This is a genomic window from Natrinema sp. CBA1119, assembly GCF_002572525.1.
Classification (GTDB): Archaea; Halobacteriota; Halobacteria; order Halobacteriales; family Natrialbaceae; genus Natrinema.
The window spans coordinates 1,507,989-1,529,566 of the sequence record NZ_PDBS01000001.1; the positions used below are offsets into that span (position 1 = coordinate 1,507,989).

The window sequence follows — 21,578 nt, forward strand, 5'->3', positions numbered from 1 at the left end:
AGGCCCCGATTCGGGGCGAACTCGCTCGAGGCCCCTACTGACGGCCGATCGACGCGATCACTCGCTACTGGGAGGCGAGCCGCGACCGAAATCGCTCGAGGCCGACGTCGAGCATGTCGGGACTGACGGGCTGGAACTCGTCGGTATCGGGCAGATAGGGCCGAACGGAGTCCCAGCTATCGCGGGCGTAGCGCTCGTCGAGCAGAACGCGAACGCCGACGTCTTCGGGGCTGCGGATGACGCGGCCGATGGCCTGCCTGGCCTTCCGAACTGCAGGAATGGTGAGTGCATAGGTGAAGCCATCGCCGAACTCGTCGTCGTAGGCTCGGCGGACGGCCTTCGTCCGCGGGCTCGAGGTGTTGACGATCGGAACGCCGCAGACGACCGCCGCGGCGAGGCGGTCGCCGCTGTAGTCGACGCCCTCGGTCAGCGTCCCCCGCAGGCTCGTGACGAGCACCTTCCCCTCGCCCGCGAAGAACTCGTCTTTGAGCGACTGCGTGGTCTCGTCGTCGCTCGCGGCGTCGAGCAGAACCGGCTTTTCGACTCGATCCTCGAGGACGCCGGCGGCCCACTCGGCCTCGGCGTAACTGGGCATCCCGACGAGGACGTTACCGGAAAGCTGCGCGACTTTCGCGATCGCGTTGGCGTAGGATCGCCGCGTCGGATTGGTTTCTCCCGGACTGCCGCGATTATCGTAGGTGTATTTCGGTGCGGCGACCGCGAAGCTCTCGCGGTTTTCGGCGGGGAAGTGGAGTCCGTACCGCCGCTCGACGACCGGTCGATCTTCCTCGCGTGCGAGGTACTGGAGTCCCGTGACTTCGGTGAAGGCGTCCATCGGCTCGAGGGTCGCGCTCATCAGAATCCCGCCGCCGAACATGGCGAGACGGTCGCCGATGGCGTCGCTGGGGACGCAGTTGTGCAGGGCCAGCCGAGCGTTGTAGGCCCGCCGCCACGAGTCCGCGGGCTCGGTGTCGTCCCACGTGCGCTCGAGTTCGATCTCCCGGAAGTAATCGGTGTGGCCCTGTCGATACCACTCGCCGAGGACTCGGCCGACGGCGGGTGCGGCGCGGGTTCGATCCTCGTCCTCGGCCTCGTTCAGGATCCGCGCGACGACCGCACCGACGGACTCGGCGCGGACCCAGTCGGCGTCGCCGTACCCCGCCTCGGTCGCCCACTCGCTGAGTTCGTCCTCGGCGGGCTCGCCCGGATCGCGGAGGGGAATCTCCTCGTCGGGGAGATCGTTCAGGTCAGACTGCCAGCCCCGGTGGTTCCGGTCGAGGTGGGCAGTAACCCGGCGGTCGAGTTCCTCGCGGAGGTCCCGGACGAATTCGAGTGTTCGATTGAGCTCCTCGTAAGAGACGTCGCTGTCGTTGAGTTCCGCGCGAACGAGGTCTGCGTCGGCGGTCTTGGAGCCGCCTTCGGCCTGCCTCCCTTCGCGCTCGAACTTGATCGGCTGGATGACCCGCGAGAGTTCGGTTTCGGCGTCCCGGAGCGTGCTGTCGGCGACGCCCTCGCTGACCAGGTCGCGGACGCGCGGTTCCAGCATGTGGGCCTCGTCGCAGACGACGTACGTCGACTCGTCGAGTAACGCGCCGGTAAAGGAGCCGACGGTTCGGGGGTCGAACGCGTGGTAGTAGTTGCCGATCACGACCTCGACCTCGCCGAGAGCGGCCCCCATCACGGAGTGGGGACAGGTGCCGTGTTTCACCGAGCGGGCGACCAGTTCCTCCGGGGAGACCATCCCGGCGTCGGTGAAGTCGTACGGAACCGCCTCCGCGGCCGATCCGTTCTCCTCGTCGTCCGGCAGGTCCTCGAGGTACTGCGCGTAGAACGGGCAGTACTCGGTTTCTGCGCCCACGGGCCCGCCATCGCCGTACTCGGGGAGCGCCGGCGGGTACGATGTCGGTTCGCCCGCGGTCTCGAGAAACGTATTCTTGGACTGGCTACCGCTGTCTGCCAGTCCGATCTGCTGGCTTCGGGCACGAGCGGCCAGATTCTGTGCGGTCGTATCGCCGCCCTCGCCGGTGAGATCGCGGGTGCGCTCGCGCAGGGTCTCACAGCGGTCGTAGACGTTGCCGTCGTCGAACCCCGCCGCTCTCTCGCGGTTGTACGGACAGACGTCGGCCTTCCCGACCAGCGTGAGTCCGGAAATCGCGTCCCAGTCGGCCGGCAGGTTCTCGTTGATCGTCTCGAGGTCCTCCTCGAACTGTCGCAGTTGCTGTTTGACGCTCGTGAGCACGAGCACGCGTTCGTAGTCGGTGTCCGGGTCGCGCACGAGGTCGATCCCCGCGGTGAGCGCGATCATCGTCTTCCCGGTCCCACAGGCACCTTCGATGACGGAATAGCCGCCATCCTGTCCGGTCTCGATGGCCGCCTCGATACCGTCGACCTGGGGCTCGTAGGGTTGGGGGTGGCCGAACACCGTCCGCCAATTCGTCATTCTTGCCGTACTCATCGTCGGTCGTCCATAGCGTTGACGGAGTGGATTGGCCGCGCGATGGTATATGAATGTCAGGTGAATAAAAGCCGACGGCCGAACGGAACGTAACGCCTTCCAGTCCCGCCCGCCTAGATCGGCCATGAGCGACACCGACTCCATTGACGTCGACCGCTGGCGCGACGAACTCGAGTCGAAACGCGCCGAGAAAGACGAGTTTTTCGCAGACCATCCACAGTCGCCGATTCCGCCGGAGGAGCGAGACGAGTTCGACGGGCTTGACTACTTCGAGCCGGACCCGGCCTACCGCGTGAGCGCGACTGCAACTGCTCACGACGATCCGGAGGTCGTGTCGATGGAGACCACCGCAGGCCGCGAGATGCGCTACCTCCGCGTTGTCACGCTCGAGTTCGAACTCGACCGCGAGGACGACGACTTAGAAAACGGCACGTTCGAACTCGCGGCCTACCAGCAGGAGAGTCCGAACGAGGAGCCCTTGTTCGTGCCGTTCCGGGACAAGACGACCGGCCAGCAGACCTACGACGGTGGTCGATACATGGAACTCGAGTCCGAACGGGACCTGACGACCGGCGACGAGATCGTCGTGGACTTCAACCTCGCGTACTCGCCGTTTTGTGCCTACAGCGAGACGTTCGACTGCCCGCTCCCGCCCGAGGAAAACTGGCTCGAAATAGCGATTCCGGCGGGCGAACGGGACGAGTAACTCGCTCGTCGTCGCAGTCTCTCCCACCCCATCTCTCGACTCGGTAGTCACGCACGGGTCGAATTCGGTAGCCCTCGAGTGCTCGCTATAGCAGTCAGTACGGCTCTCAACCCCACCACGGGTGCGTTTCGACTCGAGCCACCGGGCGTGTTGGGGGCTGTCGCGGAGGAATGGGCGTCTCGAGTGGAAATTGGGGGGTTCAGCCGCCGATTCGGGACGTATCCGACGAACCGATGGGGAAGAAGAGAAGGGAGAGGATCCGCGTCGGAAAATTGCCTCGCGTCAGATAATCGCGCGCACCGATCCGGCGTTCAGGGAGCGACGCCGACGGTCAGCAGCGTCCCGAACTCGCGGTAGCGCTCGACCATGTCCTCGCGAGTATCCCAATCCTCGAGCGGAAACTCGCTCTCGTCGGGGATCGTGATCTCGCGGTCGGGAATAGTATCCTGTTCGGCGACGGATAGCCCCGCATCGCGAAACGCCTCGCGGTACTGCTCGCGATCCCAGCGCGTCATCTCGATCGTGATGAACTCCTGCCACTCGTGGGAGTGGACGTTCTCTTCGTAGTAGTTGACCGCACAGTAGACGGTGCCACCGGGTCGGAGGACGCGCGCGATCTCCTCGAGCGTCTGATGCGGGTCCGCCGCGTAGTAGAACGATTCCATACTCCAGACGTGGTCGATCGAGTCGTCAGCGAAGGGGAGCGCGTCGAAGTCACCCACGACGTAGCCGACGTCCTCGTCGTCCGTATAGCCGGCCGCATTGCGGGCCATCTCCGGTGCGCCATCGAGGCCGTAGACCCGACCGGCGTCTCTGGTGTCTCGGAGTGCCCGGCCGGCGTACCCGCTTCCGCAGCCGAGATCGAGAATCGTATCGCCGGACTCGACGGGCATCCGTGCGAGGGCGTGCTTGGCGGTGTGCCAGTGGCGATCCTCCATCCCCCTGTCTCGGCCGCTCGTTGCCCACTCGTCGAACTCCTCGCGGACGGTCATATGCGGCCGATGGGAGGCGCACGAATAAACTCGTTCGCATGGACACTGGTCGTTCGCATGGACACCGGTAATATCCGGTTGCAGTTCTGACTGCGATAACTCCCTTCGTAGCGCTCGGTTGTTTCGTAGCGCTCGTTTCGCAGTAACTCCCGGCGACACCGGCATCGTTCTCACCGTCGCGAGAATCACCGACAGATTCTTTTAGGTGGGCCTAAATTATGGAATCGAAGGGTCGTCAGTGACCGAAATCCGTGGGCATCCGGATTTCGAGTTCGACGCTCGGTGAGTCGTTCTGTCCCACCTCGCCAGTTTTCGAGACCCTTCCGCCGTTTTCGGACGTGTCTCTGCCGTGGAAGATACATCCGCAATCTTAAGGGAGTGCCGAAAGTTGTTCACGTCAATATGGATTATGCGCTCGAAATAGACGGGACCCCGGAAACGATTCCGGGCGGGACCGGCGTACTCCTCTTGCATCCGAGTACCGGCGAAACGGACCGTATCGACACTGATTTCCTCAAGATCGATACCGACAACTTCCTCGTCGTCTCCACGCGAACCACCGCCCGCGAGGTCAGGCAGAAACTCGAGTACTACGACGTCGACGAAGAATGCGCCGAGATCCTCGACACGCTCAGCATCGAACGCGGCTACTCGCGGCGCTCGAGCGACACCGTCCACTACGTCGCCGCCCCCGACGACATCGACGGCATCGTCGAGCACATCGACGGCTTCCTCGACGGCCACGACGGCAAACTCCGCATCAGTTTCGACTCCGTCACCGAACTCGCCTACTACGCCGGCGACGACCAGGCCCTCGAGGCGGTCGAACGGATCCTCGAACTGCTCGCAGAACACGATGCCGTCGGCCTCTTCCACCTCTCGGAGGATCCCCACGACGAGGCGCTCGTCGATCAGTTCCGCGGGCTGTTTGACGGCGTCATCGACCTCGATGAGGACGGCAGCGTCGACACCGAATTTTAAGTAGCGACCGACAACACGCACCGCTGTTTTTGTCGGCGCCTTTCGTTCCCGATTCCCCGTATCAGTTTTCGTTCACCGACGCCTCTTCAGGAGAATCTACGCTCGAAACAACGGGCGTGGGCTTTCGACTCGCATGACTGGAAGCGATCAGTTCTCGATCGAGTCGAACGTTTTCTCGGCCCACTGGATCGCGTACGCCGGCCCGTGATCCAGATAAGCGTCAGTGTCGAGCGCGGCGAAGGGAGCCGGCAGTTCGATCGCGTGCTTGATCGCCGCACACGCGAGTTCGGTCGCGTCCGCGAAGTCCGTGTCACCGCGAGCGACCGCACGCGACAGCCCTGAAACGCGGTCCTCGAGTCGCGTTCCCGCGTCCTGCCAGGCGTCAGCGAGTTCGGAATGGTCGTCGTGCCAGTCCGCGAAGACCTCACGAGTCTGCAAACCGATCCAACCGTCGTACAGCGCCGCAGCGACCTGGTAGGTGTCGTTCGGGTCGAGTGGTACGGCTTGATCGAGGTCGCGATACGACTCCTCGAAGAAGCCGATGAAGTGCTCGGGGACTCCGAGATCGAGTTGGATGAGCGCCTCGGCGATCAGAAAGTCGATGAACGCGTGGGGTGAGCCCTCGACCCGCGGTTTGACGATGGCGATCGGCGGCTCGGTCTGACGGGTCCAGGCGACGCTACCGTCTCCCGGCATCCCGATCGTGAGATCCGAACTCGCGTATCGAGCGAGCAGCGTCGGCGCGTCGTCAGGGAGCCAGTCAGCTGGATAGCTCGCGGGCTCGAGGGTATCGACAAGCAGACCGAGATCCTCGGCGTGCGCCGGCGGTAGCGTCTCGAAGTCACGCTCGCAGTCGAGGACCCGAACGTCGGGCGCGCGCTCCTTGCGGACGGCCTCGACCCAATCCGAAAGTGGACGCGCCGCGAACATCAGGCGAATGCGGTCTGGAAAACGAGCAAAATCGACAGCAGTGCCGATACGGCGACCGTCGTGAGAACGACCTTGGTTGCGGTGCTCATACTCGAGGCGTCGGTTCCGTATCGCTTAAATCCATCTGTCTCGGCTCGCTACTCCTCGCTTCAAAGGCTCCTCTTCGCTTCGAACGCTCTCTATACCGCCAGTCGCTTCGAGTGCGCAATTGGCTCGAGGGAGTTCGGCAAGCGATGACCCCCGTGTCGACACCCCCTGCCTCTCGTGGAACTCCCGTCGTTTCTCGTCGAGCCGACGGCTCGACAGAAAATGCTGCGAATTCGAGGGTATCCGGAGAATCAGCTCTCAGGCTGTCGGTCGTCGTGTCGTTTGAGACCAACATTTCGAGTGGACACAGATTTGTCGAGAGGATAGCTTCTATCGGAGAATATAATGGTTCTGCAGTAGAAACGATCCGGTGTCATTTCGAGGATGGTTCATTGCCGAACACATGATTTTCGACGATTCGATCAGCTATGCTGACGTTCGGCTCACTCAATCGTCGCTGTCGTCGCCCTCGCGCCACGAATCCGGAACATCGATGACGTACCGGCCGTCCTCCTGCAGGGAGATGATGTACTCGTCGCGATTGTAGAGTTCCATCAGGTTGAGTTCGTACTGGCCCGGGCGAACGATCTTGATGCTCTCGAACTGTTCGTTGAGTTCCTCCCGGAGATCTTCGATCGACGGACGATCCCCGCTGGGTTCGCTGACGACGCGGCCATGTTCCGGCGGGGCGTCGGATCCGGTCGTCGAGGCGTCAACTGCGCCGCCACCAGCACCGTCGCGCTCAGTCTCGGCTGGATCGAATCCGTCGGAATGAGCGGGAAGATCGTCCGGGCGAACGACCTCACTGCGGGCGTCGGCCTGCGCCGAGTTCTCGTCGTCGATCGTCGTGGTTGGACCGTCGGGTCGCTCGCTCGAGTGTTCGACATCGACGGACTCCTCATCCGGCGGCTCGCTCGTTGCGCCGGATCGGTCCTCGGGTCGCCGCGCCGTCTCCGGCCAGTCGGCGAACTCTCCCTCCGCCGAGGCGTCCGGTTCGGTGGTGTCGGGTCTCCCGCTCGAGGGCCAGGATTTGTCCGACTTCGAGGATGGTTCCGAATCACCGGGTGGAGACTCCGATGGAGTCTCGGATGGAGAGTGGACGCCTGAACCGGCATCCACTCTCGGCGACGGCTCCGCGGGGTCCGAAGTGCCCGAGGAGCCACCGGGCATCCAATCGCGAACCGTCTCCGCGGCGCGCGTCGTGACGCTGTCAGATTCGGTGGACGGGTCCGTCGTGCCGGGACCGTCGGCCGAATCGGCGACACCGGCGGATTCGACACCGGTGACGGACTCGGCCGATCCAGCGGTGGCGTCCCCGTCGAACGATTCAGCTGCGGCCGCGGTAGTCGGTGCGAACTGGAACTTGTTCCCACCGCAATCGGGACAGCCCGACAGCATCTCCTTGGAGCCGTCATCGAACGTCCGGCCGCAGTTCGTACACTGGTGTGGCATTAGTTACGGGACACGAGCGCGCTGATGAGCGTTTCGTCCTTGTGGAGCGTCTCGATCTGGTTCGCCGGTCCGATCACCGTCAGCTTCGCCTCCGTCTCGTCGTTACCCATGATCCGGCCGAGTAACGACGAGTCGCGGGTCTCGGACTTCGGATAGGTCTCGATCTCGATCCCGTTGAACTCGTCGGGACTGATCTCGGCCATCGTCACCTCGATGAGTCGGCTCTCCTCGTCGGGCGTCAACCCCTCCTCGAGGATGACGATGTTGCCGTCGTGGACGCCGTCCAAGATCATTCTGATCTTCTCCATCGTCGCCATGCCGTCCATGCGCTCGCCGCTCATCAGGTCGATCTGTACGCCGTCGGCCGGCTCCGAATCGTCTGCGTTGGTTGCTTTCGGCATCGATATCACCCGAAGTACTCCGCGATCTTCCCGTACACTTCGTCCATGTTCTCTCCTTCCTTCGCGGAGAGGGGAACGGTCGTGTGCTGCGGAAAGGCGTCCTCGATCCGCTTGACGCTCGATTCCTCGAGGTCGGTCTTGTTCGCGAAGATGAGCACCGGGAGATCACGGGATTCGACGATACCGATCAGCATCGTATTGACCTGCGTGATCGGATCCTCCGCACTATCCAGGACGTAGATAACGCCGTCGACGTCCTCACGCAACCAGTGCATCGCCTCGGCGACGCCCTCCGTCGCTTCGCGGGAGCGACGAATGGCGTCGTCTTCGTTCATCTCGTCGGTGAACTCCTCGTAATCGACCTTCGTCGTCACGCCGGGCGTGTCGACGATATCGATGGTCACCGTCTTGCCGTCCCGTTCGATCTCGACGTTTTCCTTCCGACGTGCACGACGTGTCTCGTGAGGGACGTGACTCTCCGTACCGACTGCGTCACCGGTCCAGTCACGCGCGATACGGTTTGCGAGCGTTGTTTTGCCAGCGTTGGGCGGACCGTAGATACCGATTCGTTTGGGCTCCTGTTCCGAAAACAGGCGATCCGCAGCCCGAGAGATACTATCTTTGAGTTCTGTGAATAGTCCCATCTGTGGGGGCCTCCAGCACCGCGGGGTGCATCTGCGCGTACTACTGAGCGAACTCACTTAAGCCTACGTCAGACGTGTTGACAATTCGGTCGAGCTGAGTGTCGGAATACGGGATGAAACGAAAACTCGAGTCGCGAGTGGATCTGAATTGCTCGAGTCACGAAGGGACGACGCGATTGTTTCTGAACCGAGTGGAGTTTCTGAATCGAGCGGAGTAGTGATCCGAAATCTGCGATTTGAGATGATGAAAATTGGAGATGATGAAACCGGGAAATAGCGGATCTGACTGGTAACTCAATTATGGTGAGATAATTATGGTGAGATAACACACCACAATAACCTTGCGGCAAGATAACACACCACAACTAACGATTCGAGCCCCCCACCCCTTCGTTTCGAGTGGAGACGAACGAGGGCACGGCTCAACGATCGGCGGAGTTGTCGGTCTAATACCCCCTTCCTTCGACTCGAGACGAATCGTTGAGGCCAGAGACGGTCGAATCGACCAATCAAGAGGGTTCTAGTAACAAATACTGTAGTCTAGTAGTCCCTACAGTTCCAGAAAAAGATTCTAGTTGGTCCTAGCAATACAAACAACCAACCTAGTAATATGGTTTTGTCTGCTAGTTCTACGGGTACATTTTCTGTGCCATCCACATAAAGATTCGCTTGTATAGACCCCTGTTTCACCCCCCTCCCTCCTTCTGACTGTTCCACCCGAAACGAAGGGGTGGGGGGGGGGTCGGCCGAATTGCCTTGTCATGTGTTACCTACCTACATATTCAGCAATGTCCCGCAATATACCACATCATGTGACATCCCACACATATTCTCTCTCAGAGTCTCACTCTCCTTCTCATCCTCTCCTACCACGTTACTCTCCACTCTCACTCGGAGTATCTCGCGGGGAACCGATCGAATCCCCACCCCCTCTTTTCGAGTAGACGATCTTCAAAACCACTCGATTAGACGGATATTCCCCTTCCAAATCACTCCTCCAATAAAGCTCACGCATACGAAAACAAGATATACAAAATTAGTAATCCGGACTCTCGGCGAGCTGTTCGCTCCGACTGCTGGTCCCACGGAGCCAATACGTCAGTGATCTCTCCGAACGATTCACGGCTCGATCGTCCGCAACCGATGTCGATGTCCCGGCACGGAGCGCGGGGAAAGGAAGAATTTATTAGCGTGGTTTTCCTCTGTTTCGTTTGCATCAACTGGACCCGAACCGAGAAACTGAAACAGTGAATCCTCCCACGGAGGCCATAATACGATGATATTCCTGCTTCCCGGTTCGACACTCCACACGAAATAAGGGGGCTAGTATACGACGGATGTCAGACGACAACTCAGATATCGACGGGTCAGACGAGGTCGAGATCGACGGAACGAGTGGATTCTCGACGAATCTCGAGAAAGCGGACCTCGATGACGAGGAGTCGAATCAGGGGCTGTTCGATGATCTTCTCAGCGGCGAACCAATCTTCGAGAACAAGGAAGTCCTCCGTCCGTCCTATACCCCACACGAACTGCCCCACCGGAGCGACCAAATCAACAAGATGGCGACGATCCTCGTCGCCGCACTCAGGGGCGAAACGCCGTCGAACATCCTCATCTACGGGAAGACCGGGACCGGCAAAACCGCAAGCGCGAAATTCGTCAGCAAGGAACTCGAGAGCACCTCGCAGAAGTACAGCGTCCCGTGTGACGTCGAGTACATCAACTGCGAGGTCACCGATACGCAGTATCGCGTACTCGCACAACTCGCGAACAAGTTCATCGAAAAGAACGAAGAGCGGATCGACGAACGCGTTGCGGAACTCGAATCGCTGCTCGAGGCCCTCGACGAGTACGATGCCGATCTGGAGGCCCGCGAACGTGAGGCGGCCAAAGCGTCCGATTCGACCGATCTGGTAGACGATCAGACGGCGTCCGATCCGTTCGATTTCGTTTCTGACGACCCACAAGAATCGATTGCTGACGATTCACCTGGAGACGATAGTAGCCCCGAGTCGGCCGATTCTCCACCCGAAAAGGAGGGGTCTTCGGATCCCGCCGATCGTTCGAGTCCCACCGACGGCACTGATCTGACGGACGGCGACAGTACCGATCGGACAGACGGCAATAACACCGATCGGGGAACCGGCGACGGCACCGATGACGCGTCGGCTGGCGATTCGTCGACGCACCCATTGGACCATCCCCTCGAGTCGACGTCGTTCGAGGACCGCGAGGCGATCGAAGCCGAAATCGACGACCTCGAGGCGGACAAGGAGTCCTTCGAGGAGGTTCCGATGACCGGCTGGCCGACCGACCGGGTCTACAGCGTCTTCTTCGATGCGGTCGACTACGACGAGCGGGTCGTCGTCATCATGCTCGACGAGATCGACAAACTCGTCGAGAAAAGCGGCGACGACACGCTCTACAACCTCTCGCGGATGAACTCCGAACTCGAGAACTCGCGGGTGTCGATCATCGGTATCTCGAACGACCTGAAGTTCACCGACTTCCTCGATCCGCGGGTCAAATCCTCGCTGGGCGAGGAGGAGATCGTCTTCCCGCCGTACGACGCGAATCAGCTGCGGGATATCCTGGAACACCGTTCCGACGTCGCGTTCCAAGGGGGTGCGCTTTCCGACGACGTCATCCCGCTGTGTGCGGCCTTCGCCGCACAGGAACACGGCGACGCGCGCCGCGCGCTCGATTTGCTTCGAACGGCGGGCGAGCTGGCCGAGCGATCGCAGGCCGAGACGATCGTTGAAGATCACGTCCGGCAGGCCCAGGACAAAATCGAACTCGATCGCGTCGTCGAGGTCGTCCGTACGCTCCCCACGCAGAGCAAGCTCGTGCTCTTCTCGATCATCCTGCTCGAGAAAAACGGCGTCCACAGCATCAACACGGGCGAGGTGTTCAACATCTACAAGCGCCTCTGCGAGGAGATCGACGCGGACGTGCTGACCCAGCGTCGGGTGACGGACCTCATCAGCGAACTCGACATGCTCGGCATCGTCAACGCCGTCGTCGTCTCGAAAGGTCGGTACGGTCGGACGAAGGAAATCAGTCTCTCCGTTCCACTCGAAGAGACGGAGGCCGTGTTGCTTTCCGACTCCCGTTTGAGCGATATCGACGACATTCAGCCGTTCGTTCAGGCCCGGTTCGAGAACTGAGGGAACTGACGACGGCTCCGTTCAACACTGTGGCGCTCCCACCAATAGTGGAAGCGATACCGCTGGACGCTGAGTCGATCACGGGCGACACCGGCTTTTTCAGCGTTTGCTGATCGTCAACTCGTTCTCGAGCGAGTCCTCCAGCCAGCAGACACCGTTCACGCGTCCCGTTCGTCACGTTCTGCTCGCGATAGAGGCAATGGATCGACAGTGTTTCGCCCCTTCGTTTCGACTCGAGAGAGCGTTGAAAGCTCGGTGGAGGGAGTTCGGGAAAGAGCGCTTGCGTTCGAAAACGACCGCTCGAAACGGCTCGCGGTTGGGGCTCAGGACCGATAGCGGCCCGCGGCCAGTGCGACACCGGCACCGGCGATGCCCGCGACGCCGGCGAGCTCACCTCCTGATCCCAAGCCGGCTGCGTCGGGGCCGCCGGACGGTGTCGCCGGTGACGGCTGTCCGTGCAGCGCCGGGCTCGAGGGCGACGCGGGAACGAGCATGCCCCCGAGGAGGTTGTCGAAGGTGAGTCGGACCCATCCGAGCCACGGGATTCGGTACTGCGCCTTGCCGGTGATCCACTCCGGTTTGACGATGCCGGAATTCGCGCCGCCGCCTATCTGATCGTACCCCCCGTTGTTATCGCCCTTCGTGACGAAGCCGGCGTACGGTGCGGGACAGTTGGGGACTTCCTCGCAGGTCGCGTCGCCGACGATTTCCTCGCTGGCTTTCGATTCGACCCAGTGTTCGCCGTCGTCGACCCAGAAGTGCGCCCGATGTATCACCGGCGTCTCGGCCCGGCTGCCGTCAGGCCGAAAGACGATGACGTCTCCGGGGTTACCGAACTTGTCGTAGCCGGTCTCCTGGGCGCTCCGGCGGGTAACGACGCCGGTTCCCTCGACGGCAGCGTCGCCGCTGAACCGACCTTCCTCGACGACGAAGATGAGGTCTCCCTTCTGCATGTTCGGCTGCATACTGCCGCTCTCGACGGCGACGAGTGGCGGCCAGATACCGCTGACTCCGAACAGGAGGAGGGCGACGACGCCGACGATGGCGACGCTGCTCAGGATATCCCGCGCGATCACGACGTTCTCGTCGTTCGTTTTGAGGAACCAGCGGACGTAGCCGTCGTCCTCGATGGTAATAGCGTCGGAATCGGCAGCAGGCTGTGAATCGGCAGTAGGCTCTGACGGTTCCCGTGATGGCGTCTGGGAACTGTCGGCGCTCGAGGCCGACCGATCACGGTCGTCGTCGCCGGAATCGCCAGGTGGCTTCCCGGAGCTAGGGCCGCTCATCGTCACCCGTTTCACCGGGCCCGGAAATTAACTTTCTGTTCGCGTTACTCATAGACTCCTGTCGACGCCACCTCGTTGACTGCCATCGACGTCGCCTCGTCGATTCAGTGATCACTGTATTCCACATCGCTTCGTCGACCCCTGATCGACCCGACGGCTCAAACCGATCTACGGATCGCGCTCTCCGGCGATCGCCCCGTACCAGACGAGTGCGAGCGCGGTGCCAACGGCGGCAACGACGATCGGCCCGCTTCCGACGATCGAGCGTATCGAGTCGATCGTCAGTCGAATTCCTCCGACCCACGGAACCCGAACCATCGCTTTGCCGGTGACCCACTCGGCGCTGACGACGGTCGTCTCCGCGCCCGATCGCGGCAACTGGTCGTAGGCCGGGTTGGCGTCGCCTTTCGTGACGAATCCGTCGTGTGGAGCCGGACACGACGCGAGGTCGGTGCAGGTCGCGCCGTTCATATATGCGGGATCGGCTTTCGTCTCGACCCATCGTTCGCCTCGTTCGACCCGAAACTGGGCGCGATGGATCGTCGGCGTCTGCGTCGAATCACCGTTCGGAACGAAGATGATAACGTCGCCCGGCTCACCCAATCGCTCGTATCCGGTCTCTCGAGCGCTCTGAGCGGTGACGATACCCGTTCCCGCAACAGCTCCATCGCCGGCGAACCGTCCGTCGTCGGCGATGAAGACGAGGTCCCCTCGTTCGAGGGCGGGTTCCATACTGCCGCTCTCGACGGCGACCATCGGCGGCCAGGCACCGGTAATTCCGAACAGGAGGACGCCGACGACTGCGATGATCGCGCCGATCGTCGCGATGTCTCGAACCGCGGTTCCCGTTCGATCCTCGGTCTCGAGGAGCCAGCGGACGACGCCGTCGTCTTCGATCGTGACCGCATCGTCGCGCTTCGCTCGAGACCGCGACCCGGCCGTCCGCTCTCTGTCTCCGGGTTTTGACGGCGGACCCGTCTCTGGTCCCGAGGGCGGATCGCGACGGCTGGGCCGATCGCGGTTCCTGTCGTCGGCGTCGGGACCGTCCATTGACCACCGGTTTCTCCGAACCCGGTATCAACTTTCCGGCAAACTTCGGACTGCTTTCACGTACAGACGCCGGAAGCTGCCGATTCCACAAAACGGCTGGAACGGCCGGAGTTCGTGAGCGGACGGGAGCGCGACCGGAACCGGCCCCGTCCCTTTCGAACCGATCGGAAAACCGACGCGGGGAATCGGGGATTCGCTATCCTTTTGCCGTCCCTCGCGAATGCGGGGTATGTGCCACTCGAGGCCGCTGCCCGACTCGTTAGCGAACTCACGAGCCGCGGCTACAACGCCGAACGCGAGGCGGTGACACGGCTCGCGGCGGCCGAGGATCCGAACGCCGCACTCGAGCGCGTCCTCGAGGACGTTCCGAACGATGCGCTCGTCGTCCGGGCCGATCACGTCGAGTCGGTCCTCTCGCGGAGCGACACCACCGGTTCGCCTCGAACCAACGGCTCCGATACTGGCGATTCCGTCGAATCGGGTACCACGAGCGTCGGGAGCGAAACGGCGGGGCGCAACGCCACTCGAACCGATGCGTCGTCCACCGATTCGACCCCCTCCGTTTCAACTGGAACCGAACGTGCCTCGGGGGGTGATTCGCCCGATCGATCTCCAGTTGAAACGGAGGGGTCTTCCCCAGCGAATCGTCTCGCCGATCCTGCGATCCGTTCGCTCGAGATCACCGGGGATATGACGGGTGAAAGCACGGGGACCGGCGAGTACAGCGATTTCGTCTCCGTCTTTCGGGACCGCCTCGAGCGGCTCGGAGCGAAATTACGAGGCCGGGTCAATCACCGCCCTGCGACGGCCATTCAGGGAATGCCGGGCGGGAGCGACGCCGCGATGGTCGGCCTGGTCAACGACATCCGATCGACCGCCAGCGGCCACTGGCTGATCGAACTCGAGGACGCGACCGGGACCTTCCCGTGGCTGGTGATGAAGGATCGCGAGTACGTCGATCTCGTCGACGAACTGCTCTGCGACGAGGTGGTAGCGATGGAGGGGACGCTGGCGGACGATTCGGGAATTGCGTTCGTCGATTCAATGTACTTCCCGGACGTGCCCCGCACGTACGAGCCCTCGACCGCGGATCGCCACGTCCAGGCGGCCCTGATCAGTGATGTCCACGTCGGCAGTCAGGAGTTCATGGCCGACGCGTGGAACGCCTTCGCCGACTGGCTCCACACCGAGGAGGCCCAGCACGTCGAGTACATGCTGCTCGCGGGCGACATGGTCGAAGGTGTCGGCGTCTACCCGGATCAGGACGAGGAACTCGACATCGTTGACATCTACGAGCAGTACGAGGCGTTCAGCGAGCATCTCAAGAAGGTTCCGGGTGACATCGAGATCGTCATGATCCCCGGCAACCACGACGCGGTTCGGCTCGCGGAGCCCCAGCCCGGGTTCGACGAGGAACTCCGGGAGATCATGTCCGCTCACGACCCACAGATCGTGAGCAACCCGTCGACGGTGACCCTCGAGGGGGTATCCGTCCTGATGTATCACGGCGTCTCGTTGGACGAGGTGATCGCGGAACTGCCCGAGGAGAAGGCAAGCTACGACGACCCACACAAGGCGATGTACCACCTCCTCAAGAAGCGCCACGTCGCCCCGCAGTTCGGCGGCCACACCCGGCTCGCACCCGAAGAAAAGGACTACCTCATCATGGAGGAGGTTCCCGACATTTTCCACACCGGTCACGTTCACAAACTCGGCTTCGGGAAGTACCACAACGTGCTCGCGATCAATTCCGGCTGCTGGCAGGCCCAGACCGACTTCCAGAAGAGCGTCAACATCGACCCCGATGCCGGCTTCGCGCCGATCGTCGATCTCGATACGCTCGACGTGACGGTACAGAAATTCAGTTGAGAGATCCGGTATCACGTCTCTTCGTCCCGAATAGCGCCTCGAGTTCGGCCGTGTCGGCGATTCTTTCCTCAGGTTTTCCGCTGTTCTCGTTCAGGTCTCTTGGTCAATAGATCGTGTAGAAGTACCTTTTTCCGCCTCGGGATTCCTCGCTTCGCTCGGAACCACTCGGCGCAAAAATCTACGCTAAAAAGCCGCCTCTGCGGACTTCGTCCGCTTCGGCGGTGAACCGCTCGCTTCGCTCGCGGATGCTCAAGCCGTTCACTCCTTCCCCTGTACAGCACGAGTGACTTGGCGGAAGCAAGCGGTATCAGCGCCGAGCGGACGGCTGCCGGTCAGCACTCGAGGCGCGGGCCACAGCGCATGTCGTTCGCCGTCGGTCAGGGCTCGAGTCGAAACCGAACCGTCGGGGCTCCGTCGAAGCGGGGGCCGTGACCGCGCCGCTCGAAGCCGAGCGCCTCGGCGGCGGTCTCGATGGGGGTCGCATCCCGCGCGGCGAGCACTTCGACGGCCATCGACTCGCGCTCGGCGAAGCGCACCGGTTCGGCCAGCAATCGCTCACAGGCCTCGCTCGTGCCGTCGAGTTGCGTGACGTGAACGGTATCTTCGCGCGCGTCGAAGCTAATGAAGCCGAGCAGGTCCTCCGGATCGGAGCCGCCGTATTGCGAACTCGAGACATCAGCGTTCGGATCGTGACTCCCGTCCTCGGCGACGCGCACCGTGCGGTCGTGGACGAGATTCCGCATCACGTCCGTGGGGGAGTCCGCGATCGACGCGAGCGCGTCCGCGTCCGCCTCGAGTGCGTCCCGTACGTTCATCGACGTGTGGTAATGCGACGCACAACAATAAATCCCGGTCGCGACCGCCCCGCGTGACTGGTTCGACGACTGTCAATTTTCGCGCGTCCTCGAGTCGATTCAGCCCCCGCTCGGGGACTGGTAAAAGTGCGATCGATGGGACACAGTTATCTGCCCGCTCTGGTAACGGATCGAGTATGAGTCACAGTATCGCAAAGCGGGCCGTCTCCGAGGTGGCAGTATGCGCGTCGTAGCGAAATTCGGCGGGACGAGTCTCGGCAGCGGCGACCGGATCAACCGCGCCGCGGACTCGATCGCTGCGGCCGTCGAGGACGGCCACGAGATCGCCGTCGTCGCCAGCGCGATGGGGTCGACCACCGACGAACTGCTCGACGAGATCACGTTCGAAACCGACGAAGCCGACCGCGCCCAGATCGTCAGCATGGGTGAGCGGACGTCGGTTCGGATGCTCAAGGCCGCACTATCGGCTCGGGGTATCGAATCGGTCTTCCTCGAGCCCGGTAGCGACGAGTGGCCCGTCATCACCGACGAGTACGGCGAGGTCAACGTCGAAGAGACCCAGCGGCGCGGCCAGGAGCTCGCGTCGAAGCTCGACGAAACGGTACCGGTCCTCACCGGGTTCCTCGCCGAAGGCCCCGACGGCTCGATCACGACGCTCGGCCGGGGCGGCAGCGACACCTCGGCGGTCATGCTGGGCAAGTACATGGACGCCGACGAGGTCGTCATCGTCACGGACGTCGAGGGCGTCATGACGGGCGACCCCCACGTCGTCGAAGGGGCTCGAAACGTCGGCGAAATCTCGGTCGACGAACTCCGGAACCTCTCGTTTCGCGGGGCCGAGGTCGTCGCGCCCTCCGCGCTTTCCTACAAGGACGGAACTCTCGACGTGCGCGTCGTCCACTACCAGCACGGTGACCTGCTGTCGGGCGGGACGAGCATTGAAGGCGAGTTCAGGAACCTGGTCGACCTGCGCGAGCGCCCGCTGGCCTGCCTGACCGTCGCCGGCCGCGCGATTCGGAACCAGCCCGGCGTCTTCCATCGCCTCTCGGCCGCCCTGCACGAGAGCGACGTCAACATCGACGCCGTCGCGAGCGGGATGGATACGATCACCTTCTACATCGACGAGGAGGAGGCCGAACGCGCCGAGAACATCCTTCACCGCGAGGTCATCGCCAGCGACGAACTCTCGAGCGTCACCGTCGACTCGCCGGTCGCCGTCATCCGAGTGACCGGCGGCGAACTCCCGAACCAGCCGGGGATCATCAGCGAGATCGTCAACCCCCTCTCCGAGGCCCGGATCCATCTCAACGACATCATCACCAGCGCGACCAGCGTCGCCCTGTTCGTCGACTGGGACGACCGCGAGGAGACCCTCGAGCTGACGCAGAACCTGTTCTAATTCGGTCGAACCCGTTTCGAACGCGCTCGCGATCGGTTCCGCTGTCGCCGTCTCCGCGAGTGCGATCGATCGCCGACGGTGATAGTCACACTCTCGATAGTATTCGGTCGGTAATACAGCGGTAACGCCATCGTAACGAAGGGGGGAAACGGTGGAGTGAAAACCATGAGTACCGATTCGACGGCGAGGGAGGTCTTCGAGGAAATCGATCCCGATCCCGACGCGATCCTCGAGGCACACGACGCGGAGACACCGGCCGAACTCGTCGAAGGCGGCGGGAAGCACGAGACGCGGTCCGACGACGTCGTCGACACGACGGCGACCGAACTGTTCGCCGATCTCGAGGCCGTGGAAACGGCGGACGCGAACTCCCGAGATACCGATCTCGGCGAGACGGATCGAACCGATGAAGACGACGATGCGTCCGCGACGCGAGCGGACCTCGAGTTCGAATTCATCGGTGACTCGGACGTGGTCGTGCGGGACGACGGTGCCGTCGTCGACGCGACGGCGGCCGAACTCGACGCGCTCACCGCAACCGACCCGACCTCCGCCCGGGCGACCGGCTCCGACGAGAGTGTCGAAACGACCGAATCCGCGAACGCCGGCTCGGCCGATACTGCGGTCGCCTCGTCGGGCACGCTCACCATTCGCGACGGTAGGGCCGACGACCTGCAACTCGTTGGCCCTGATCCGACGCCAACGCGGCTCACCGACGACGCTTTCGACAGCGCCGCGATCGGCGATCAGTGATTCTCCGACGGAAAGAGTCGAGCCCGGCCGCCCCGCTATCGCCACTCCCGCTAGCGATGGTCTCGCCGGTTCCGTCCATCGATGCGCCGATCCGTCCGGAAGGGGCCGTCTCGAGCCGTCGACGGTCACAAGACGCCAACTAGACTGAACACGCGCGGCGGCGTCGAACGACTATGGTCGCCTACAAGTCGAAAGTAGTCGAACGGATCCGCCTCCCATCGAGAGAACAGCGAGAACGAGCGCTCGAGGAAGCCGGGTACAACGCCTTCAATCTCTCCGCTGACGACGTTTTCATCGATCTCCTTACCGACAGCGGGACGGGCGCGATGAGCGACGATCAGTGGGCCGCGCTCTTCAGGGGCGACGAAGCGTACGCCGGATCGGCGAGCTTTGATCGCCTCGAGTCCGCGGTCGCGGACGTGATGGGATTCGAGCGCGTGGTGCCGACCCATCAGGGCCGCGGCGCGGAAAACGTCCTCTACGGCACCCTCCTCTCCGAGGGCGACGTCGCGCTCAACAACACCCACTTCGACACGACGCGAGCGCACGTCTCGAATCAGGGTGCTGATCCGGTCGACTGTCCCGTGTCGGGCGCTCAAGATCCGGAGGCAAACGAGCCGTTCAAGGGGAACTTCTCGCTCGAGCGAGCGCGAGCGGTCGTCGACGAGGTCGGGCCGGAGCGCGTCCCGCTGGTAATTCTGACGATCACGAACAACTCGGCGGCGGGCCAGCCGGTCAGCGTCGCAAACACCCGTCGGGTTCGGGCGTTCGCCGACGAGATCGATGCGACGTTCGTGATCGACGCCTGCCGGTTCGCGGAGAACGCCTACTTCGTGACCCGACGCGAGGACGAGTTCGCCGACGCGACGGTAGCCGAGGCGGCTCGCGAGCAACTGGGCTACGCCGACGCGCTCGTCATGAGCGGGAAGAAAGACGGGCTGGTGAACGTCGGCGGCTTCGTCGCGACCGACGACGAGACTCTCTTCGAGCGGTGCAAACAGCGCGCGATCCTCTACGAAGGGTTTCCGACGTACGGCGGGATGGCCGGTCGGGACGTCGCCGCGATGGCCGTCGGCCTGCGCGAGGCCGTCGAGGAATCGTACGTTGAAGATCGGGTCGGGCAGGTTCGCGAACTCGGCGCGATGCTCGAGGCGGTCGGGCTCCCGGTGTACACCCCGACCAGCGGACACGCGGTCTACATCGACGCGGGAGCGACGTTTCCCGAGATTCCGCCCGACGAGTTTCCGGGGCAAGCGCTGGTCTGTGAACTGTATCGGGAGGGCGGGGTTCGAGGGGTCGAACTCGGAAGCTTCGCGTTTCCCGAGACCAACCGGCCGGAACTGGTTCGGCTCGCGGTCCCGCGCCGGACCTACCACCGGGAGCACTTCGATCACGTCGTCGAGACGGCCGAAGCCGTCCTCGAGAAGCGCGACGATGTTTCCGGACTCGAGATCGTCTCGGACCCTGCAGTCCCGGAGCTCCGTCACTTTTCGGCGTCGCTCGAGCCGCTGTCCGCGGAGCCCGCGGCTGCGACTGGCACGAACACTGACTGACTGTACGCAGAGGAGAGCGGGGACTGACTGTACGCGGAGGAGAGCCGGGACTGGCTGTGAGCAGAGAGTCGACGGATCGGGTCGCTACAGGCTCGAGATAACGCCTCGGGCGCGATCCCGGAGCGTCGGTTCCGGCTCCGGCTCTGCTCTGCCAGCGAGTCGCTGCTTCGCGATGGACTGGACCCCTCTCGAGGCGGCTTCGGAGTTCATCACGTCGGCCGCCCAGTTCGGGAGCTGGGATTCGAGTTCCTGTCGTTTCTGTGCTTTCATCCGGCTGAACCGGCGCAGTACGAACCCGACGCCGAGGAACAGGCCGGCGTCGAGTAGCTCGCGCCGGAACCGCTCTCGATCCTTTCGGACCGCGATCGCTTTCGCGAGCGAGAGTGCACCGATCGCTAGATAGACCTTCGAACTCTTCGATGGATCGCCGCTGAGCATCCGTTGAAGCGCCATGCGGAGGTGGCTACCACGTTCTCTCGGATAAAACTCCGCTGGCAGGCGACGGGTCGCGGCGGGGATCGGGACCGGACGGTCAGACGCGGACCGGGGTCAGACGCGGTAAGCTGCGGTCAGACGCGGTCAGCCGCGACAACGCCGCGGTGGCGCTGATCGTCGATCGGCTCGATCGAAAATCCGAGGCGCTCGTAGAACGGCCGGACGCGGTCGTCGAACCGGGCCGTCAGTCGGCCTTCGTGCTCGAGGGCCCGCTCGATCAGCGCCCGGCCGATGCCGTGACCACGGTGGCGACGCCGGACACCGATCGCGCCGACGTGGGCCCCGGACTCGGCGTCGAGGGGTTCGAGAACGACCGTGCCGAGGATTCGCTCGGTCGCGTCCGGGCCGTCTGCGGAAGCGGTCCCATCGTCACCGGCGCTCGCCGTGCCACCCCGTCGATCACCCGCGACGAGGACGTCACCGGCGTCGATCCGGCTCTCGACGTCGCCCGGCTCGAGCATTGCGCCGTCGAGGATGCGCCGGACCTCGAGGGCGTCGTCGGGGGTGGCCGTGCGGACGAACATTCGTCAGGAGGGTCGA

19 protein-coding genes are annotated in these 21,578 nt (G+C 63.0%); 7 read left to right on the plus strand and 12 right to left on the minus strand.

Annotation, left to right across the window (positions count from 1 at the left end):
- Positions 1 to 64: 64 nt before the first annotated feature.
- Positions 65 to 2,440, minus strand: coding sequence for an ATP-dependent DNA helicase (locus CP556_RS07395; RefSeq protein WP_098725029.1), 2,376 nt, complete (start codon positions 2,438 to 2,440; stop codon positions 65 to 67).
- Between the two features lie 139 nt (positions 2,441 to 2,579).
- On the opposite strand from CP556_RS07395, the gene CP556_RS07400 reads away from it, so the two are divergent.
- Complete coding sequence (locus tag CP556_RS07400; protein ID WP_098725030.1) at positions 2,580 to 3,161, plus strand: DUF1684 domain-containing protein; 582 nt, start codon at positions 2,580 to 2,582, stop codon at positions 3,159 to 3,161.
- Positions 3,162 to 3,472: 311 nt separating this feature from the next.
- Here CP556_RS07400 and CP556_RS07405 read toward each other — a convergent pair whose 3' ends face one another.
- Positions 3,473 to 4,153, minus strand: coding sequence for a class I SAM-dependent methyltransferase (locus tag CP556_RS07405; protein WP_098725031.1), 681 nt, complete (start codon positions 4,151 to 4,153; stop codon positions 3,473 to 3,475).
- A gap of 402 nt (positions 4,154 to 4,555) precedes the next feature.
- Between CP556_RS07405 and CP556_RS07410 the strand changes: the two genes are divergently transcribed.
- The gene (locus CP556_RS07410) at positions 4,556 to 5,134 is read left to right on the plus strand and encodes a DUF7090 family protein (RefSeq protein WP_098725032.1); all 579 of its coding nucleotides are present in this window, start codon (positions 4,556 to 4,558) and stop codon (positions 5,132 to 5,134) included.
- Between the two features lie 147 nt (positions 5,135 to 5,281).
- Here CP556_RS07410 and CP556_RS07415 read toward each other — a convergent pair whose 3' ends face one another.
- From CP556_RS07415 to CP556_RS07430, 5 genes are all read right to left on the minus strand, one after another.
- Positions 5,282 to 6,064 carry a DUF7089 family protein gene (locus tag CP556_RS07415; protein ID WP_098725033.1) on the minus strand — a complete coding sequence of 261 codons (783 nt, stop codon included), beginning with the start codon at positions 6,062 to 6,064 and terminating at the stop codon, positions 5,282 to 5,284.
- Positions 6,064 to 6,153, minus strand: coding sequence for a hypothetical protein (locus CP556_RS27540; RefSeq protein WP_486187772.1), 90 nt, complete (start codon positions 6,151 to 6,153; stop codon positions 6,064 to 6,066). Before CP556_RS27540 ends, CP556_RS07415 begins: the two co-directional genes overlap by 1 nt.
- Before the next feature lie 445 nt (positions 6,154 to 6,598).
- Entirely contained in the window at positions 6,599 to 7,603 is a 1,005-nt protein-coding gene (locus CP556_RS07420) for an OapC/ArvC family zinc-ribbon domain-containing protein (protein ID WP_098725034.1), read from the minus strand.
- Complete coding sequence (locus CP556_RS07425) at positions 7,603 to 8,004, minus strand: DUF2073 domain-containing protein (protein ID WP_098727316.1); 402 nt, start codon at positions 8,002 to 8,004, stop codon at positions 7,603 to 7,605. The genes CP556_RS07420 and CP556_RS07425 overlap by 1 nt, the downstream gene beginning before the upstream one ends.
- A 5-nt stretch (positions 8,005 to 8,009) precedes the next feature.
- Positions 8,010 to 8,648 (minus strand): Era-like GTP-binding protein, encoded by a 639-nt coding sequence (locus CP556_RS07430; protein ID WP_098725035.1) that lies wholly within the window; start codon positions 8,646 to 8,648, stop codon positions 8,010 to 8,012.
- A gap of 1,337 nt (positions 8,649 to 9,985) precedes the next feature.
- Between CP556_RS07430 and CP556_RS07435 the strand changes: the two genes are divergently transcribed.
- The gene (locus CP556_RS07435; RefSeq protein ID WP_098725036.1) at positions 9,986 to 11,818 is read left to right on the plus strand and encodes a Cdc6/Cdc18 family protein; all 1,833 of its coding nucleotides are present in this window, start codon (positions 9,986 to 9,988) and stop codon (positions 11,816 to 11,818) included.
- Positions 11,819 to 12,141: 323 nt separating this feature from the next.
- Here CP556_RS07435 and CP556_RS07440 read toward each other — a convergent pair whose 3' ends face one another.
- Together CP556_RS07440 and CP556_RS07445 are read right to left on the minus strand one after the other, a co-directional pair.
- Positions 12,142 to 13,104: a S24/S26 family peptidase gene (locus CP556_RS07440; RefSeq protein ID WP_098725037.1), complete on the minus strand. Its 963-nt coding sequence runs from the start codon at positions 13,102 to 13,104 to the stop codon at positions 12,142 to 12,144.
- A 168-nt stretch (positions 13,105 to 13,272) separates the two neighbouring features.
- Positions 13,273 to 14,154, minus strand: coding sequence for a S24/S26 family peptidase (locus tag CP556_RS07445; RefSeq protein ID WP_098725038.1), 882 nt, complete (start codon positions 14,152 to 14,154; stop codon positions 13,273 to 13,275).
- 231 nt (positions 14,155 to 14,385) lie between these two features.
- Here CP556_RS07445 and CP556_RS07450 point away from each other — a divergent pair, with 231 nt between their 5' ends.
- Positions 14,386 to 16,023, plus strand: coding sequence for a DNA-directed DNA polymerase II small subunit (locus CP556_RS07450; RefSeq protein ID WP_098727317.1), 1,638 nt, complete (start codon positions 14,386 to 14,388; stop codon positions 16,021 to 16,023).
- 377 nt (positions 16,024 to 16,400) lie between these two features.
- Here CP556_RS07450 and CP556_RS07455 read toward each other — a convergent pair whose 3' ends face one another.
- Positions 16,401 to 16,838: a hypothetical protein gene (locus CP556_RS07455; protein ID WP_098725039.1), complete on the minus strand. Its 438-nt coding sequence runs from the start codon at positions 16,836 to 16,838 to the stop codon at positions 16,401 to 16,403.
- A 220-nt stretch (positions 16,839 to 17,058) separates the two neighbouring features.
- Here CP556_RS07455 and CP556_RS07460 point away from each other — a divergent pair, with 220 nt between their 5' ends.
- From CP556_RS07460 to CP556_RS07470, 3 genes are all read left to right on the plus strand, one after another.
- Complete coding sequence (locus CP556_RS07460; RefSeq protein ID WP_098725040.1) at positions 17,059 to 18,237, plus strand: aspartate kinase; 1,179 nt, start codon at positions 17,059 to 17,061, stop codon at positions 18,235 to 18,237.
- 165 nt (positions 18,238 to 18,402) lie between these two features.
- Positions 18,403 to 18,990, plus strand: a complete 588-nt coding sequence (locus CP556_RS07465) for a hypothetical protein (protein WP_098725041.1) — start codon at positions 18,403 to 18,405, stop codon at positions 18,988 to 18,990.
- Positions 18,991 to 19,163: 173 nt separating this feature from the next.
- Complete coding sequence (locus tag CP556_RS07470) at positions 19,164 to 20,543, plus strand: tryptophanase (RefSeq protein ID WP_098725042.1); 1,380 nt, start codon at positions 19,164 to 19,166, stop codon at positions 20,541 to 20,543.
- An 84-nt stretch (positions 20,544 to 20,627) separates the two neighbouring features.
- Here CP556_RS07470 and CP556_RS07475 read toward each other — a convergent pair whose 3' ends face one another.
- On the minus strand, positions 20,628 to 20,996 hold the full coding sequence (locus CP556_RS07475; protein WP_098725043.1) for a hypothetical protein: 369 nt from the start codon (positions 20,994 to 20,996) through the stop codon (positions 20,628 to 20,630).
- Between the two features lie 116 nt (positions 20,997 to 21,112).
- Positions 21,113 to 21,562, minus strand: coding sequence for a GNAT family N-acetyltransferase (locus tag CP556_RS07480; protein WP_098725044.1), 450 nt, complete (start codon positions 21,560 to 21,562; stop codon positions 21,113 to 21,115).
- Positions 21,563 to 21,578: the final 16 nt, after the last annotated feature.

Coding starts and splice junctions, on each gene's coding strand:
- CP556_RS07465 (WP_098725041.1), top strand. CDS start 18,403: ATGAGTACCGATTCGACGGCGAGGGAGGTCTTCGAGGAAATCGATCCC.
- CP556_RS07445 (WP_098725038.1), bottom strand. CDS start 14,154: ATGGACGGTCCCGACGCCGACGACAGGAACCGCGATCGGCCCAGCCGT.
- CP556_RS07410 (WP_098725032.1), top strand. CDS start 4,556: ATGGATTATGCGCTCGAAATAGACGGGACCCCGGAAACGATTCCGGGC.
- CP556_RS07460 (WP_098725040.1), top strand. CDS start 17,059: ATGCGCGTCGTAGCGAAATTCGGCGGGACGAGTCTCGGCAGCGGCGAC.
- CP556_RS07475 (WP_098725043.1), bottom strand. CDS start 20,996: ATGGCGCTTCAACGGATGCTCAGCGGCGATCCATCGAAGAGTTCGAAG.
- CP556_RS07425 (WP_098727316.1), bottom strand. CDS start 8,004: ATGCCGAAAGCAACCAACGCAGACGATTCGGAGCCGGCCGACGGCGTA.
- CP556_RS07440 (WP_098725037.1), bottom strand. CDS start 13,104: ATGAGCGGCCCTAGCTCCGGGAAGCCACCTGGCGATTCCGGCGACGAC.
- CP556_RS07430 (WP_098725035.1), bottom strand. CDS start 8,648: ATGGGACTATTCACAGAACTCAAAGATAGTATCTCTCGGGCTGCGGAT.
- CP556_RS07415 (WP_098725033.1), bottom strand. CDS start 6,064: ATGTTCGCGGCGCGTCCACTTTCGGATTGGGTCGAGGCCGTCCGCAAG.
- CP556_RS07420 (WP_098725034.1), bottom strand. CDS start 7,603: ATGCCACACCAGTGTACGAACTGCGGCCGGACGTTCGATGACGGCTCC.
- CP556_RS07470 (WP_098725042.1), top strand. CDS start 19,164: ATGGTCGCCTACAAGTCGAAAGTAGTCGAACGGATCCGCCTCCCATCG.
- CP556_RS07405 (WP_098725031.1), bottom strand. CDS start 4,153: ATGACCGTCCGCGAGGAGTTCGACGAGTGGGCAACGAGCGGCCGAGAC.
- CP556_RS27540 (WP_486187772.1), bottom strand. CDS start 6,153: ATGAGCACCGCAACCAAGGTCGTTCTCACGACGGTCGCCGTATCGGCA.
- CP556_RS07480 (WP_098725044.1), bottom strand. CDS start 21,562: ATGTTCGTCCGCACGGCCACCCCCGACGACGCCCTCGAGGTCCGGCGC.
- CP556_RS07400 (WP_098725030.1), top strand. CDS start 2,580: ATGAGCGACACCGACTCCATTGACGTCGACCGCTGGCGCGACGAACTC.
- CP556_RS07435 (WP_098725036.1), top strand. CDS start 9,986: ATGTCAGACGACAACTCAGATATCGACGGGTCAGACGAGGTCGAGATC.
- CP556_RS07395 (WP_098725029.1), bottom strand. CDS start 2,440: ATGACGAATTGGCGGACGGTGTTCGGCCACCCCCAACCCTACGAGCCC.
- CP556_RS07455 (WP_098725039.1), bottom strand. CDS start 16,838: ATGAACGTACGGGACGCACTCGAGGCGGACGCGGACGCGCTCGCGTCG.